The organism is Halomonas sp. MMSF_3323 (genome assembly GCF_030733595.1).
GTDB lineage: Bacteria > Pseudomonadota > Gammaproteobacteria > Pseudomonadales > Halomonadaceae > Halomonas > Halomonas litopenaei.
The window spans coordinates 64,068-79,059 of sequence record NZ_JASHIT010000002.1; the positions used below are offsets into that span (position 1 = coordinate 64,068).

General features: G+C 65.8%; 13 protein-coding genes. 6 read left to right on the forward strand and 7 right to left on the reverse strand.

Translation table 11 applies throughout. The features are described from left to right. Positions 1-48: 48 nt before the first annotated feature. Positions 49-1,569, reverse strand: a complete 1,521-nt coding sequence (locus tag RBB39_RS01375) for an NCS1 family transporter (RefSeq protein WP_239452561.1) — start codon at positions 1,567-1,569, stop codon at positions 49-51. 371 nt (positions 1,570-1,940) lie between these two features. Between RBB39_RS01375 and RBB39_RS01380 the strand changes: the two genes are divergently transcribed. The 6 genes from RBB39_RS01380 (at position 1,941) to RBB39_RS01405 (ending at position 8,380) form a co-directional block, all read left to right on the forward strand. Beyond that, positions 1,941-2,972, forward strand: a complete 1,032-nt coding sequence (locus RBB39_RS01380) for a GntR family transcriptional regulator (RefSeq protein ID WP_045993135.1) — start codon at positions 1,941-1,943, stop codon at positions 2,970-2,972. A 670-nt stretch (positions 2,973-3,642) separates the two neighbouring features. After that, positions 3,643-4,524, forward strand: coding sequence for a polysaccharide deacetylase (locus RBB39_RS01385; protein WP_045993136.1), 882 nt, complete (start codon positions 3,643-3,645; stop codon positions 4,522-4,524). Positions 4,525-4,585: 61 nt separating this feature from the next. Beyond that, a complete protein-coding gene (locus RBB39_RS01390; RefSeq protein ID WP_045993137.1) occupies positions 4,586-5,944 on the forward strand; it encodes an MFS transporter in 1,359 nt (452 codons plus the stop codon). Further along, positions 5,941-6,729 (forward strand): SDR family NAD(P)-dependent oxidoreductase, encoded by a 789-nt coding sequence (locus RBB39_RS01395; protein ID WP_045993138.1) that lies wholly within the window; start codon positions 5,941-5,943, stop codon positions 6,727-6,729. Before RBB39_RS01390 ends, RBB39_RS01395 begins: the two co-directional genes overlap by 4 nt. A gap of 100 nt (positions 6,730-6,829) precedes the next feature. Then, positions 6,830-7,570: an SDR family NAD(P)-dependent oxidoreductase gene (locus RBB39_RS01400; RefSeq protein WP_045993139.1), complete on the forward strand. Its 741-nt coding sequence runs from the start codon at positions 6,830-6,832 to the stop codon at positions 7,568-7,570. A gap of 21 nt (positions 7,571-7,591) precedes the next feature. Then, entirely contained in the window at positions 7,592-8,380 is a 789-nt protein-coding gene (locus tag RBB39_RS01405; protein WP_045993140.1) for a hypothetical protein, read from the forward strand. Positions 8,381-8,495: 115 nt separating this feature from the next. Here RBB39_RS01405 and RBB39_RS01410 read toward each other — a convergent pair whose 3' ends face one another. The 6 genes from RBB39_RS01410 to RBB39_RS01435 form a co-directional block, all read right to left on the reverse strand. Continuing rightward, the gene (locus RBB39_RS01410; protein WP_045993141.1) at positions 8,496-9,503 is read right to left on the reverse strand and encodes a Gfo/Idh/MocA family protein; all 1,008 of its coding nucleotides are present in this window, start codon (positions 9,501-9,503) and stop codon (positions 8,496-8,498) included. A gap of 17 nt (positions 9,504-9,520) precedes the next feature. Then, entirely contained in the window at positions 9,521-10,732 is a 1,212-nt protein-coding gene (locus tag RBB39_RS01415; RefSeq protein WP_045993142.1) for a Gfo/Idh/MocA family protein, read from the reverse strand. Positions 10,733-10,816: 84 nt separating this feature from the next. Continuing rightward, positions 10,817-11,785 carry a sugar phosphate isomerase/epimerase gene (locus RBB39_RS01420; protein ID WP_045993143.1) on the reverse strand — a complete coding sequence of 323 codons (969 nt, stop codon included), beginning with the start codon at positions 11,783-11,785 and terminating at the stop codon, positions 10,817-10,819. A 130-nt stretch (positions 11,786-11,915) separates the two neighbouring features. After that, the gene (locus RBB39_RS01425; RefSeq protein ID WP_052704377.1) at positions 11,916-12,920 is read right to left on the reverse strand and encodes a sugar ABC transporter substrate-binding protein; all 1,005 of its coding nucleotides are present in this window, start codon (positions 12,918-12,920) and stop codon (positions 11,916-11,918) included. Between the two features lie 68 nt (positions 12,921-12,988). Next, entirely contained in the window at positions 12,989-14,140 is a 1,152-nt protein-coding gene (locus tag RBB39_RS01430) for a phytanoyl-CoA dioxygenase family protein (protein ID WP_045993144.1), read from the reverse strand. A gap of 12 nt (positions 14,141-14,152) precedes the next feature. Then, positions 14,153-14,983, reverse strand: coding sequence for an SDR family oxidoreductase (locus RBB39_RS01435; protein WP_306168674.1), 831 nt, complete (start codon positions 14,981-14,983; stop codon positions 14,153-14,155). Positions 14,984-14,992 lie beyond the last annotated feature (9 nt).

A 14,992-nucleotide genomic window follows, 5' to 3' on the forward strand; every position in this document is an offset into this window, starting at 1 on the left:
TCCTGTAGCGGGTGGTGGGCGCCGCCGCGGGCGGCGCCAGACGACGACTCAGCGATCCTCGCGCTTGAGCGCGGAGTCGGGGATGTCACCGGTTTCCAGGCGTTCGAAGCGTCCCTGCTCGGTGTAGACCCAGTTGCGGCCCACCGAGGTGGCGAGGAATCGGTCGTCGTAGCCGGAGGTGATCTCCTCCTGAGGATAGCGCCGCAGCACCCAGGCTTTCATCAGTACGATATAGACCACCAGGGCCGAGCCGAAGCCTACCGCGTAGGCGTACTCGAGGAAGATCAGCGCCAGGCCGCCGCCGATGATCCAGGCGATGAGGCCGGCGGGGTTGAAGCCGCCGCTGAAGCGGAACTGGCCGTTGGGATCGTACAGCGCCGGAACGTTGAGGCGGCGCCTGCGCAGCAGATAGTAGTCGGCCACCATGATGCCACCCACCGCCGACAGCACGGCGCCGTAGTAGCTGAGGAAGGTGAACAGGTTGTTGAGGATCAGCCAGGGCATCGAGGCGGTGCCGATGATGCCGGCGATGACCAGGGCGACCGGGTAGCTGACCCTTGGCGCGCCGGCGTTGACGAAGGTCAGCGCCGCCGGGATCAGGTTGGCCGCGTTGTTGGTCGACCACTGGGCCAGGATCACCATCGCCAGCAGTGCGATCAGGGTAAGGCCGCCGCCCTGTCCCTGGATGACGGTGACCGGATTCCAGTCACCGGCGGCGATGAAGGACACGCCGCCGATCAGCGCGATCCAGGCCTGGGTGGCCGGCAGCGCCAGAAACTGGGCGACGAAGACGTTCTTGTTGCGCTGAAAGAAACTGCGCTCGCCACCTTTTGTCTTGAGGAAGCGGGTCAGGTTGGGGATATCCACCGCCAGCGCCGACCAGAACGCCATGTTGGCGAAGAACAGGCCGAGCGCGGCCACATTCTGGTCGCCGACGAAGGTCCAGATATTGATGCCCTGGGTCTCGGCGAGCACGTCGAGGGTGAAGTACATCCACACCGAGATGGCCACGATGCAGGGGGCGGCGATCGACGCCAGCAGCTCCACCGCGCGGATGCCCAGGGCGGTGTTGACGATCTGGACCACGGCAAACAGCACATACCACAGGATCCAGTTGTCCAGGCCCCACAGGTACTCGACGATGCCGTTCAGGGCCAGCGCACCCAGGTAGGTCTGCACGCCGAACCAGATGGCCGCCACCACCCCGCGGGATACCGCCGGCAGGTGGGTGCCCTTGAGGCCGAAGGGCGCGCGCAGGTAGACCGCGAACGACAGTCCATGTTCGGTACCGATGTCGGCGGTCAGGCTCATCACCACGCCGAGTACCAGATTGGCCAGAAAGATGATGGCGACGACCTGTATCAGCGGGAGTCCGGCGACCCCGCCGGCACCCAGTTGGAAGGTGGCGATGATCACCGCCATGCCGATCCACAGCCAGATGAAACCGAAAAAGCCGATGGTGCGTTGATTCAGCCAGACCGGCAGGATCGCCGCTTCCAGCAGGTGGTCGCCGCTGTTGCGGGCTGCCGCCGAAGTGGCGGGGGTGGGGGCGTCTTGTGGTGTAGCCACGGGAGCGCTCCTTGAATGTCGTTGGTTGTTGTTGGAGGCGATAGCGACGTCGGACGAAGAGAACTCTCCGTTTCGCATAAATGCAGTATGGATACAAAAATCATTTTTTGGCAAGGGCCGTCCTGCGCCTTAAGCCGCATAGGGGCCGAGGACAATCTGTAATAGGCTGTTTTCCGGTAAAAAGGCTTTTTTGTGTTCGTGCAGACGGGCATGGATCTTGTGAAGTTGGCAACAAACGTCATTTCCGAGTGGCTCGAAAGGGTCCTGAAGAGGTGTCAAGATGGGCGCTTGTTGTCGGGCCGCCGGGCCTGTGATCGTGGCCGCCGGAAGTCGGCGGCCCACTCATACAAGAGGTTCGGTGCGTGGACGTCATGGAGGAACAGGTTCTGAGTACGCCAGCAAGGTCGATCAGGCAGGAGGGCAGTCGCGCCCCACGCTACGCGATGATCCAGGACTCGCTGCGGGACGCCATCGAGTCCGGGCGGGTGCCGCCCAATCAGGTATTGCTGGAAGGGCCTATCGCGCGGTTGTTCGGCACCAGCCGTGGGCCGGTGCGCAAGGCACTGGAGCTTTTGCATCAGCAGGGTCTGATCAGCCGCTTTGAAGGGCGCGGCTTTCTGGCGACGCCTGACCCCGAGGCGGTGGAGCCGGCGCGGGAGGCGCTGACCCCTGAGCGTCTTGGCCTCGGCGCCGATGAGGCGCCGGTGGTGGATGCCCGCCCGGCGGCCGAGCGCATCCACGCCGAGGTCGAGGAGGCGGTGGCCACCTGCCTGGCGTTTGGTCACTTCCGCATCGTCGAGACCAGCCTGAGCGACTACTACGGCGTCAGTCGCACCGTGGCGCGGGAAGTGCTGGGACGGCTGCGCAGCCAACGGCTGGTCGAGAAGGATCGCCACTCCCATTGGCTGGCAGGTCCCTTGACCGCCCAGGCGGTGGCCGAGGACTACGAGATTCGAGTGCTGCTGGAGCCGGCGGCGCTCAAGGCCTCCGGCCCGCTGATCGAGCGCGAGGAGCTCGAGGTAATGCGCGACCGGGTGCAGCGACTGATCGATCACCCCGAGCAGCAGTCTGCCGCGACCATCGCTCGACTGGAACGTGACCTGCACCAGGGTTGCCTGCGCCACTACCGCAATCGCAAGGCCGGCGAGATGATCGCCCAGAGCCAGTTGCCGGTCATCGTCAATCGCATGTTCTTCCAGACGCTGGGGGTTCCTCGGGACGAGCCCCTGTTGATGGAGCACAAGCTGGTGATCGATCACCTGCTGTTTGGCGCCTTCGACGCCGCCGCCTCGAGTCTGCAGTCCCACCTCCAGGCGGCTGCCGAGCGCACCCGCCGTCGGCTCAAGGTGCTGTCGGTGTTCCCCGAACCCGACCTTCCCCCCTACCTCCAGCGTATCGTCTGACGCCAGCGCAGGGCGCAGGGCGGGCGTCGGCGCCGCCTTGCGCTCCGTCCTCCGCATGTTCCTTTCTTTCCGGTCTCTTGCCTTTTGCGGCCTTTCCTCAAGTCTTGCGGTCGGCCTGCACCAGGCCGGCGCGCTGTTGTTGCCTGGCTTTTGGCTTTTGGCGCGCCCTTTGTCGCCGCGTTCCTTGTTCCATTTGTCACCTCTGCCGATGCCCTGGCCACTGCGTGCTGTCCTGTCCTGTCACCCCCCCCCCTGGTCTAGAAGTAAAAAAAGTCAGTTGGATACCGTGCCCATAAAAAATGACGTTTTATTCGATCGGCATTTTTGGGGCTCGTCTGTTCTCACCCATTGGTCGAAGAAGGTTTGCACTTTTGGCTGTTACTGAAAGCCTGAATGGTCGGCCTTGTATCGCCAGCCTTGCCTGTAACCGGGCCTGAGTCGCAGGTTTTGGTCATTGGCGAGCGTCGTGACGCGCTGCTCTACGCCTGAAATCTCCGTCTTGACAAAAATGACCTTTGTATCCAGTCTTCAATTGATGGCGGTCGACACAACCGCTGACGCCGCAGGACCGATGGCACGTCGGTAGTCCAGCAAGTGCACGACCGACACCAGGGCCAGTGGCGGCACCGCAAGCCCCAACAAGACCAAGCAACAAGACGAGGTGTTCAAGATGGCGAAGAAAGAGATTCTCTGTGCATTTGGTGTCGACGTGGACGCCGTGGCCGGCTGGCTCGGTTCCTACGGTGGCGAGGACTCCCCCGACGATATCTCCCGCGGCCTGTTCGCCGGCGAGGTCGGTGCACCGCGCCTGCTCAAGCTGTTCGAGCGCTACAACCTGAAGACCACCTGGTTCATTCCTGGCCACAGCATCGAGACCTTTCCCGAGCAGATGAAGGCGGTGGTCGACGCCGGTCACGAGGTCGGGGTCCACGGCTACAGCCACGAGAACCCCATCGCCATGACCCGCGAGCAGGAACGCGACGTGCTCGACTACAACATCGAGCTGGTGACCCAGCTGTCGGGCAAGCGGCCGACCGGCTATGTGGCGCCCTGGTGGGAATTCAGCCCGGTGACCAACGAGCTGCTGCTCGAGCGTGGCATCAAGTACGACCACAGCCTGATGCACAACGACTTCCACCCCTACTATGTGCGCGTTGGTGACTCCTGGACCAAGATCGACTACTCCAAGCCGGCCAAGGAGTGGATGAAGCCGCTGGTGCGTGGCGAAGAGACCGACCTGATCGAGATCCCGGCCAACTGGTACCTCGACGACCTGCCGCCGATGATGTTCATCAAGAAGTCCCCCAACAGTCATGGCTTCGTCAGCCCGCGCCAGCTGGGCGAGATGTGGCAGGACCAGTTCGACTGGGTCTACCGCGAGAACGACTACGCGGTGTTCACCATGACCATCCACCCCGACGTCTCCGGCCGTCCTCAGGTGCTGATGATGCTCGAGCGACTGATCGAGCATATGCAGAGCCACGAAGGCGTGCGTTTCTGCACCTTCGACGAGATCGCCGACGATTTCGCCAGCCGCCATCCACGCGGCTGAACGCGCCATCGCGCCTCCCCTGACAACCACACCACAACGATAACGAAAGAGGGTGACGTCAATGACCGAGCCAACCCAAACCGCGCCCTCCGGGGCCCGTCCCGACGCGGACGAGCCCTGGAACGCTGTCATCACCAAGAAACAGATCGGCTATGCTTCGCTGGTCTGCTTTATCGCCTGGGTGGCGTCGGTCTACGACTACACCCTGTTCGGCACCCTGCTACCGGTCATCGCCGAGGACTTCGGCTGGACGACCGCCAAGGCCACCGCCATCAACACCTGGGCCACCATCGGGGTGTTCCTGGTATCGCTGGTGGTCGGCACCATGCTCGATCGCTTTGGCCGTAAGAAGACCCTGATCCTGCTGGTGATCGGCGGCGCCGTCAGTTCCGGCCTGTCCGGTATCGCCATCGGCGCCGCTTCCATGGTGATCATTCGCGCCTTCTCCGGCTTTGCGGTCTCCGAAGAGGTGGTCAACGCCGTCTATCTCAACGAGATCTACAAGAAGGCCAAGGGTCGCGGTTTCATGTACAGCCTGGTGCAGAGCGGCTGGCCGGTCGGTGCCCTGCTGGCCGCCGGCATGACCTCGCTGCTGCTGCCGATCGTCGGCTGGCGCGGCAGCTTCTTCGTCGCCGCCTGCGCCTCGATCATCGTTATCGTGATGGCGGTCAAGCTGCCCGAGTCGCCGGTGTTCGCCGCGATCAAGGAGGTCGAGCGGCGGCGCAAGGCGGGTGACGCCGAGGGCGCGGCCCAGCTTGCCGCCGAGCACGACGTCGAGGTCAATACCGGCAGCAACCTGGGCCTCAAGGGCGTGTTTGCGCCGGAACTGCGTCGTCACACCATCTCGCTGTCGCTGGTCTGGCTGTTCAGCTGGATGGCGATCCAGGTGTTCGCGGTACTGGGCACCACCGTGCTGGTGGAGGCCAAGGGCGTCAGCTTCGAAAGCTCGCTGTACGTGCTGATCCTGGCTAATGCCGTGGGCTTTGTCGGTTACCTCAGCCACGGCTGGGTGGGCGACCGCATCGGTCGGCGCAACACCGTGCTGATGGGCTTTCTGCTCGGTGGCGTCGCCAGCATCCTGATGCTGCTGGGCCCGGCCAGCGACGGTTTCGTCTACCTGATGTACGCCGTCACCCTGTTCTTCCTGCTCGGTCCGTTCGCCGCCATCCTGTTCTACATGGGTGAATCCTTCCCGCCCCATGTACGCGGCACCGGGGCCAACGTGGCCCACGTCATGGCACCGGTGGGGGCTATCATCGGCTCCGGTCTGGTGTCGGTGCTGCTGACCGCGGGTGTCAGCATGACCTGGTCGGCGATCCTGGCGGGCTCGCTGCCGCTGGTGCTCAGTGGACTTTTGATGTTCGGCACCCGTCATGTGGACCATCGTGAACACGACACCCTCGAGGAGGCGGTGGCATGAGTGCTCTGACACGCGACGATGGTCTGGCCGGCAAGGTCGCCATCATCTCCGGTGCCGCCAGTGGCATCGGCCAGGCGCTGGCGGTCAGCTACGCCAGGGCAGGCGCCAAGGTGGTTGCCGGCTACTACCCCGGTGACCCCCATGACGTCGAGGCGACCGTCTCGGCGGTGGCCGATGCCGGCGGCGAGTGTGTGGCGGTGGCGCTGGACGTGCGCGATGGCGCCCAGTGCGACGCCCTGGCCCAGGCCGCCATTGACCGCTTCGGCAGGCTCGATATCGCGGTGGCCGGTGCCGGCATCCTGCGTCAGGCCGCGCTCGAGGATCTGACCGACGACGCCTGGAACGACATGCTGTCGGTGGACCTGACCGGCGTGATGCGGATATTTCGCAGCGCGGCGCGGGTGATGACGGGGCCTGGCGCCATGGTCGCGGTGTCGTCCATCGCCGGCGGCGTCTATGGCTGGGACGAGCACGCCCACTACGCCACCGCCAAGAGCGGGCTGATGGGCCTGGTCAGGTCGCTGGCGGTGGAGCTTGCCCCTCGGGGCATCCGCGTCAATACCTTGATCCCCGGGCTGATCGAGACCCCGCAGTCACTGGACCCGGTCAACTCCCTGGGCCCGGATGGCCTTGCCGCCGCAGGCAAGGTGATCCCCGCCGGCCGGGTCGGCCACGCCGATGAGGTCGCTCGCACGATACGCTTTCTGACCAGTGACGACGCCTCCTACGTGACCGGCCAGCAACTGATCGTGGACGGCGGCTTGACCGTGCGCTGGCCGAGCTGAGGCCAGCCGTCAAGGCGCCGGCCAAGGCGCATCCAAGCCAGCGACGCGAGGCGAGGGCGGCGGCCCTCGCCTCGTGCCCCCAGCGAGTGGAGAGAATCCCATGTCACAGAAACTTCAGGGCAAGGTTGCCCTGGTGGTGGGCGGCGCCAGCGGTATCGGCCGTGCCATCGCCAACCTGTTCCACGCCGAAGGTGCCACCGTTGCGGTGGCCGACCTCAACGCCGATGCCTGTGATCAGGTGGCCCGCGCGCTGCGCGCCCGGGTCAGCACCCATCGCGTCGATGTTTCCGACGAAGCCTCGGTGAAGGCCATGGTCGATGAGGTGATCAGCACCCACCAGGTGATCGACGTGCTGGTCAACAGCGCCGGCATCCTCGACGAGACGCCGTTTCTCGAGATGACCAGCGAGACCTTCGACCGCATGATCGGCATCAACCTGCGCGGGGTCTTCCTGGTCAGCCGCGCGGTGGCCCCGCATATGGTCGAGCGCAAGGCCGGGCGGATCATCAATGTTGCCTCGCAGCTGGCGCTCAAGGGCGGCATGGGGCTGTCCCACTACTGCGCCGCCAAGGCCGGTGTGCTGGGGCTGACCAAGTCCATGGCGCGGGAGCTGGCACCCTTCAACGTGCTGACCAATGCCATCGCGCCTGGCCCCATCCTGACCCCGATGCTCGAGGGACTGAGCCCGGAATGGATCGCCGACAAGGAGGCCGAATTGCCGCTCGGACGCTTCGGCAGGGCCGAGGAAGTGGCGCCTTCGGCGCTGATGCTGGCGGCGTCTCCGGATGGCGATCTGTACCTGGGCCAGACCCTCGGTCCCAATAGCGGCGACGTGATGTAGCGGCCAGACAGGAGTCCGTGAATGCTCACCCTGCTGCTGGTCAAGTGGCTGTCCACCGCCCTGGTAGTGATCGGCGTGTCGGTGGCGGTGGTGCGCCTGGGGCCACGCCTGGGCGGGGTGCTGGCCGGCACCCCGATCGTGCTGGGCCCCGGCTACTTCTTCATGCTGGGCGAGCAGCCCGGCGCCTTCGTTGCCGAGGCGGCGCTGGGCTCGCTGCACGCGATGTTCGCGACCCTGGCGTTCTGTCTGGCGTATGTGCTGCTGGCGGGGCGGCAGGGCGCGCTGGCGGCTGTCGCCCTGGCCGCCGTGCTATGGCTGCCGGTGGCGGCGCTGGCTGCCGTCTTGCCAGGCGGCACGGGTCTCGCGCTGGTGCTGTTCATCGCTTGCCTGGCCCTGGCGATGCGGCTGATGCGCGCGCTGGGCTTGTCGCGGGCGGCGGTGTCGGCGCCGCTAGTCTGGGCCGACCTGCTGATACGCGGCACCCTGGCCGGGGGCATCGTATGTCTGGCGACCGTGGTGCTGGCGGATATCGCCCCGGCGCTGTCCGGCGTCGCCCTGAGCTTCCCCATCGGCATGCTGACCATCGCCCTGACCCTGCACCAGCGCTACGGCGCCGAGGTCGCCCGGGCCACCCTGGCCGACACCCAGCTTGGCATGCTCAGCCTGGTGGCCTTCAGCGCCGTCCTTGCGGCAACCGCCGCGCACCTTTCCCCCGCGCTGTCCTTTGGCCTCGCCCTGGCTGCCTCGCTGGGCACCAGTAGCGCCCTGTGGGCGTGGCAAAGGCGTCTGCACAGCCCGCGTCACGCGTGAGGCCGGGGAAGGGGTGCGCGCGCCCCGCCCGGGCTCTTGTCGGGCCTTGCTCCAGGCAAGGTGCGATGAACCAAAAAAAGCCCCGCCGTAGCGGGGAAATGCCTCACGAATATCGCTACTGCGCTACTGCGGCCCAGCCGCCGCTGTCGACCGAGGCGAAGATGGCGTCGATCACCCTGAGATTGGCGATGGAATCCTCCAGCCCATAGAGCCCGACCTCCTCACCGCGCAGGGCGCGGCAGAAACGACTGACCTCCTGTTCGTACTGGTCCATGGGCGGGAAGGTTTCCGTCTTGGGGTCGCTCTGATAGAGGTCGAAGACGTTGTCGTGAACCACCCGGGTCGGGCGCTCGACCGGAGCGATAAAGGGCTCTGGCAGATCGATGGCACCTTGGCTGCCGACGATGTGCAGGTGCTGTGCGGCACTGGTGGCGGTGGAGACCATCAGGCTGGCGTGGCGCCCCTCGCCGTAGTCGAGCAGCACGCTGGCGACGACGTCCACGCCATGTTCCGGGTCGCGGCTGGCGTGGGCCATCACCCGCCGGGGTTCGCAGCCGAAGGCGAAGCGAGTCGCCATGGCCGCGTAGCAGCCGACATCATAGAGCGCGCCACCGCCGAACTCCGGGCGCATGCGGTAGTTGCCGGGGTCGTCGAGACCGAAGGTGAGCATGGCCTGGACCATGCGGATGTCGCCGTAGTCGCCGGCCTCGATGCGCTCCTTTACCGCCAGCCAGCGCGGCTGGTGGCGCACCATGAAGGCCTCGCAGAACAGCAGTCCCGGCGGTACTCTGAGGCTCGCCGCCTGTGCGGCGGTAAGCGCCAGGGGTTTTTCGCACAGCACGTGCTTGCCCTTGTCCAGCGCCTTCTGGGCCAGCTCGATATGCAGATGGTTGGGCAGCGGGATGTAGACCGCCTCCACCTCCGGGTCGTCGAGCACCGCTTCGTAGCTTGCGTAGGCGCGCGGAATATCCATCTCGTCGGCGAACGCCTGGGCCGATTCCTGGTTGCGTGAGCCCACCGCCAGAACCTCGGCGTGGGCGCTCGCCCGCATCGCCGGTATCAGCTTGATGCGCGCAATATTGGCGGTGGAGAGTATGCCCCAGCGTACCGGTGCGTCGATCATGGTCGGGTTCCTTGCGGTCAGGGTGTGAGTTGTGCGGATGAGCGCTGCTGGGGGGCGGGCACCGATACCCAGCGACGCTCCTGGCAGGAGACGTCGATGGCGGTGAGGATATTCTGGTTGTGGCGGCCGAAGGCGAAGTCGGGGAAGCAGCCGGCAGATGAGGCGATGCCCTGGACCAGGTCGTGGACCTCGATCACCTTGACGTCGAAGTAGCCGATGCCGCCACCACCGTAGTCGAACGGAAAGAAGGCGCGGAACTGCGGCACCTGGGAGCCCGCCAGCAGGGTCTTGAAGCCACGATCCTCACGCCGGTCGGCATAGCGAAAGAGCTTGAGCTCGTTGAAGCGCTCGCCGTCCATCACCAGGGTGCCCTCGCTGCCGCTGACCTCCCAGCCGATGCCGAAGACCTTGCCGGCGGCCACCCGAGAGCTTTCGATCACGCCGCCGGCACCGTTGGCGAAACGCACCAGCGCCTGGGTCTGGTCGTCGTTCTCGACCTCACGACGCTCGGCGCCTGCGGTCGCCTTGCTGGCGTAGCCGGCGCCCTCGCCGGCTCCATCCACCACGGGCCGGGTCGCAAACAGGATCTGGCTCTGGGCGCAGACCTCCTCGATATCGCCCATCAGGAACTGGGCGACGCTGATGGTGTGGGCGCCCAGGTCGCCCAGTGACCCGGTGCCGGCCTGCTGGCGCGAACAGCGCCAGGACCAGGGCAGCTCGGGATCGTTGAAGAAACCCTGGTCGAAGGTGCCGCGAAAGCGTATCGGTGTGCCGATGGCACCCTCGTCGATCAGCCGCCTGGCGAGCAGGGCCGCCGGCGTCTTGATGTTGTTGAAGGCGACCATGGTCTTGACCCCGCGGGCGCGGGCCGCCTCGGCCATCTTCGCCGCCTGGTCATCGTTCATGGCCAGGGGCTTTTCGCAGTAGACGTGCTTGCCATGGTCGATGGCGGCCATCGCCATGTCGAAGTGCAGGGCGTTGGGCGAGGTGATGTCCACCACCTCCACCTGTGGGTCGGCGACCAGCTCCCGCCAGTCGCCGTAGGCGCGCTCGACGTCCAGTCGTTCGGCGGCGGCCCTGGCGGCCTGATCGCCCTGGTCGGCGATGGCGACCAGGCGAGGACGCAGCGGCAGATCATGGTAAAGGGTGCGGGCACGGCGATAGGCATCGGCGTGGGCCTGACCCATGAAGCCGCTACCGATCAGGCCAATGTTGAGCGCCTTGGACATTCGCTTGTCTCCGCTGGTGGGCCACGTCGGTCACGTCGGCCGGGGATGGTGAGGCTGGTCGAGCCGGGCGATCACCGGCGTAGCCTAGTTGGCGTTGGGCAGCTCATAGTCGGGCTTTTCGCTGGGCATGCAGGCGCGCAGCAGTTCCACCGAGCGCACCACGCCCTCCCGGCGCGACAGGTTGATATCCTCGTGCTCGATGCTCAGCACGCCGTCCTGGTAGCCCCCGGCCTGCAGCCAGTAGCAGAAGTCCTTCCACCACTCGAGTTTCTGGCCGTAGCCGAGGGTCACGTAGGACCAGCCGCGATCACGGAAATCGCCCATGGGCTGGTTATCCAGACGGGAGGTCAGGCCCACCGCCGCCGGGTTGAGCGCGGTGTCCTTGGCGTGGACATGGTAGATGTGGCGGGCGTAGCGCTGGACCACCTCGATGGGATCGGCGCCCATCCACAGAAGGTGGCTGGGATCGAAGTTGAGGCCGACGATGTCGCCGATCTCGCCATGCAGGCGCAGGAAGCCCGGCAGGTTGTAGACCAGCTGGTTGCCATGCATCTCCAGGCATAGTTCACGAATCCCTTCGCCGCGGGCGTGGTCGGCCAGCTTGCGCCAGTAGGGCAGCGCGACCTCGTTCCACTGGTAGTCGAGCATCTGGGCGGTTTCCGGTGGCCAGGCGGCGGTCACCCAGTTGGGGAAACGGTCATCCGGGCCACCGCCAGGCAGACCCGACATCAGATTGACCCGGGGCACCTCGAAGTGACGGGACAGCGCGATGGCTTGCTCGACCACCCTGTGCTGGCGCTCGCCATCGGTGGGGTGCAGCGAGTTGCCGTTGGCGTTGAAGGCGGAAATCGTGACGCCATGGTGGGCGAGCCTGGCCTTGAGGTCCTGGCGTGCGGCTTCGCTGTCGAGCAGTGCTGCGGCGTCGAGGTGGGGCGAGTCCGACCAGTTGCCGATGGAAAATTCCACGCACTCGATGCCCTGTTCGGCGCAGAAGGCGAGCAGGTCGTCCAGTGACATATTGGCCAGGCTGTCGGTGACGAGGCCGATTTTCATGTGATGCTCCTGTCAAGCGAACCCGCCCATGAAGGGCGGGCGAGGTGTGGATGATCAGTACCGACAAGGCCTGCTCGGTGAGTCGCCGGCCTTGCCATGGTGGCGGATGGCCATTGGGTGAGGTGGCCGCTTAGCGATAGCCCTGCTGAGTCAGCTCGATGACCTGTTCGGCGTTTTCCTGGGTGATGAAGTTTGGCCCGGTCTGGATATTGTTGGTGGGCTTGAGGCCGTAGCGGTTGTACAGCGCCAGCGAGATGATCGGCAGGTAGCCCTGAAGGTACTGCTGCTGATCCATGGCGAACAGCATCTCGCCATCACGAACCGCTTCCAGTGTCTCTGCGGACAGGTCGAAGGTGGCGAAGGCGATCTGGCCCATGGCGCCCTGGCTACGGAATTCGTTGATCAGCGGGTCGGTGGCCAGCGATCCCAGGCTCAGCACGCCGTCGGTGTCCGGGCTCGAGTTGAGGTGGGCGAGCACGGCATTGGTGATGGCGGTGGGATCCTGGGTGGTGGAGATCTGTTCGGCACTGCCGTCGAAGGCGTCGGTAAAGCCCTTGCAGCGGGCGTCAAGCTGCGACTGGCCGGGGGCGAAGTTGATACAGATGGGGCTCTCGACGCCGGCTTCCTTCATGCGCTCACCGGCCATCTTGCCCGCGCGGTACTCGCTCTGACCGACATAGTTGAGTGCGCCGATCTCACCGGCGATCTCTTCGCCGGTGTTGAGCACCACCACCGGGATACCGGCGGCGATGGCCTCGCGCACCGGCTCGGCGAAGGCGCTGGCATCGGGCATGGTCAGCGCCAGGCCATCGGGTTGGGTGGCAATCGCCTGCTCGATCATCCTCAGCATCTGGGAGGTGTCGTACTGGGCCGGAGAGTTGTAGAGAAGCTCCACTCCCATCTCCTCGGCGGCATCCTCGAAACCGCGCTTGAGGACGTTGCCGAAGGGGTCCGCCGCGACGATATGGGTGATCGCCACGAACTTCAGCGGGTCGGCGTCCTGGGCAACGGCCGCCTGGCTCGCCGACAGCGCCATGGCGCCAGCGACCAGGGCGCCGGTGATGGCCCTGGAGAACGGGATGGGGCGCTTGACCCCGGTGTGTGTTGCGCTGGTCTTGTCGGTGCTCTTGCTCATGGCTGTACTCCGATTGTTGTTGGTGTTGCGGGTGATCGTGCTCAGGGGTGTCACGTTGATGCAGCGATTCAGGCGCGTCGGTCCTGCGCCATCCGGTCGAGTGCCCGGTCCAGGCGGTCGGCGTCCCAGTCTTCGTCCAGGGCCAGTGTCAGCAACTCGCATTGGCTCTGGGGGGCCATCCCGCCCTGGGGCGGGGTGCGATCCAGATTGGCCGGGAACGGGTAGGCCTCGGCCAGGGCGGTCACACCTGCGCGGATCGCCGCTGTCCAGCCATCGCGCTGAAAGCGGGCCTTTAGCGCGGGAAAGCCGGCGCGCACCAGGCGTGTGTTGTCGACGCTCTCCATGGCACGGCCAAAGGCCGAGGAGATCTGCAGCAGGTTGGCCATGCGCCGCAGGTCCTGGCTGTCGTTGTCGCCAGCGGCGTGAAACAGCGCCGGGTTGAAGAACAGGCCGTCGCCCCTGGTCAGCGGAAGCTGAACGCGATGGCGGGCGAATACTTGCTGGAAGGCCGGGTCGCGGTAGGCCAGATAGCCTTCGGGGTAGCGCTGGGAGTGAGGCAACAACTGGGTTGGTCCGCTTTCCAGCGGCATGTCGTCGTGGGCCACGGCGCCCTGCAGCGTCAGGTGTTGTGAGGCGACCTGCAATGACAGCGGGTAGCCCAGCGCCTGTGCCTCGCTCAGAAAACCCAGGTGATAGTCGCGATGAGGCAACTGAGCGCGCCCGCCCGGTTTAACCACATTGACCTGGGAGGTGATCTGGTAGCCCGGGCCAAGCCAGGCTTCGGCCACCAGGGCCAGCACCGGGTTGGCGTAGTAGTCGACGAAACCGTCCGGGTCGGCCTCGCCGTGCTTCTGGAAGGCATTCCACAGGCGATCATTGGCACCCGGCGCAGCAAAATGGTCGCCCTGCTGGCCGTGTCCCCGTTCAGCTTCGATCAGCGCAAGAAAGCTCTCGCTGGCGCGGTCCACCGTGGTCCGCTCCATCATTCCGGTGATCGCCAGCACCCCGGGACCGTCCAGCAGGCAGTGATGCCACTCGTCAAGCAGCGTGCGCCGCCGCTGCGGGTCGGCGAGACAGTCAAGGGCATGGCTTGCGCGGTAGAGCGGGATGCCGGAGACGATGCGCTCGGCCTGGGGCAGTTCTTCGGCATTGGTCGTCGATTGGACCAGGGCCTCGAAGGCGGCCACATCAAGCTGGGTTCGATCGATGAAATGCTCCATCGTCTGTCCTCCTCAGTCAGGCCAGCGCATGGCGGCGGGCGGCTGCGGCGCGCTGTCGTGACAGCCCAGCACGCTCTGGTCCATGTCGACGATGGTCCCGGTCATCATTCCCGAGGCGTCGCTGGCCAGGAAGGCCACCGCGCTGGCGACCTCTTCCGGTTCCAGCAGGCGCCCCATGGGCTGCGCGCGGGCGGACGCTTCCAGCCAGTTATCCTCGGCACCGTGGGTATCCGTCTGGATGCGGTGTTCGCCCGGGGTGTTCATCCAGCCGATGTTGAGGCCATTGACGCGGATGCGATTGCGCAGCAGCGAGTAGGCGGCGTTGCGGGTCAGGGTGGCCAGCGCCCCCTTGCTGCCGCTGTAGGCGCAGATGAAGGGCTGGCCGCCGTGGCCGGACATGCTGAGGATATTGACCACGCGGCCTTCGATACCGTCGCGGATCATTCGCCGCGCAGCTTCCTGCATCAGGAAGAAGGGCGCCTTGGTGTTGACCGCGAACAGTCGGTCGTAGGCGGCCTCGTCGGTGTCGAGCAGGGTGCCGCGCTCGGTGTTGCCGGCGCAGTTGATCAGCATGTCGATGCGCCCGAAGGCCTCATCGGCCTGGGCCACCAGCCGGCGGCAGTCGTCGACCCGGGTCATGTCGGTGGGCACGAACAGCACCTTGGCGTCCTCACCCAGACCCTCGAGCTCGCGAGCCAGGGCTTCGCCCTTGTCCCGCTGGCGCCCGCAGATGACCAGGCCGGACAGGCCACGACCCAGCAGGTGGCGAGCCACCGCCTCGCCCAGTCCCTGGGTGGAACCGGTGACGATGGCCACCTGACCTTTGAATGAACGATCTTGCATGGAAACTCT

What these genes read in the sequence shown, in the direction of transcription:
- RBB39_RS01380 (WP_045993135.1), top strand. Translation starts at nt 1,941, where the DNA reads ATGGAGGAACAGGTTCTGAGTACGCCAGCAAGGTCGATCAGGCAGGAG.
- RBB39_RS01415 (WP_045993142.1), bottom strand. Translation starts at nt 10,732, where the DNA reads ATGTCCAAGGCGCTCAACATTGGCCTGATCGGTAGCGGCTTCATGGGT.
- RBB39_RS01410 (WP_045993141.1), bottom strand. Translation starts at nt 9,503, where the DNA reads ATGATCGACGCACCGGTACGCTGGGGCATACTCTCCACCGCCAATATT.
- RBB39_RS01400 (WP_045993139.1), top strand. Translation starts at nt 6,830, where the DNA reads ATGTCACAGAAACTTCAGGGCAAGGTTGCCCTGGTGGTGGGCGGCGCC.
- RBB39_RS01405 (WP_045993140.1), top strand. Translation starts at nt 7,592, where the DNA reads ATGCTCACCCTGCTGCTGGTCAAGTGGCTGTCCACCGCCCTGGTAGTG.
- RBB39_RS01385 (WP_045993136.1), top strand. Translation starts at nt 3,643, where the DNA reads ATGGCGAAGAAAGAGATTCTCTGTGCATTTGGTGTCGACGTGGACGCC.
- RBB39_RS01420 (WP_045993143.1), bottom strand. Translation starts at nt 11,785, where the DNA reads ATGAAAATCGGCCTCGTCACCGACAGCCTGGCCAATATGTCACTGGAC.
- RBB39_RS01395 (WP_045993138.1), top strand. Translation starts at nt 5,941, where the DNA reads ATGAGTGCTCTGACACGCGACGATGGTCTGGCCGGCAAGGTCGCCATC.
- RBB39_RS01390 (WP_045993137.1), top strand. Translation starts at nt 4,586, where the DNA reads ATGACCGAGCCAACCCAAACCGCGCCCTCCGGGGCCCGTCCCGACGCG.
- RBB39_RS01430 (WP_045993144.1), bottom strand. Translation starts at nt 14,140, where the DNA reads ATGGAGCATTTCATCGATCGAACCCAGCTTGATGTGGCCGCCTTCGAG.
- RBB39_RS01425 (WP_052704377.1), bottom strand. Translation starts at nt 12,920, where the DNA reads ATGAGCAAGAGCACCGACAAGACCAGCGCAACACACACCGGGGTCAAG.
- RBB39_RS01435 (WP_306168674.1), bottom strand. Translation starts at nt 14,983, where the DNA reads ATGCAAGATCGTTCATTCAAAGGTCAGGTGGCCATCGTCACCGGTTCC.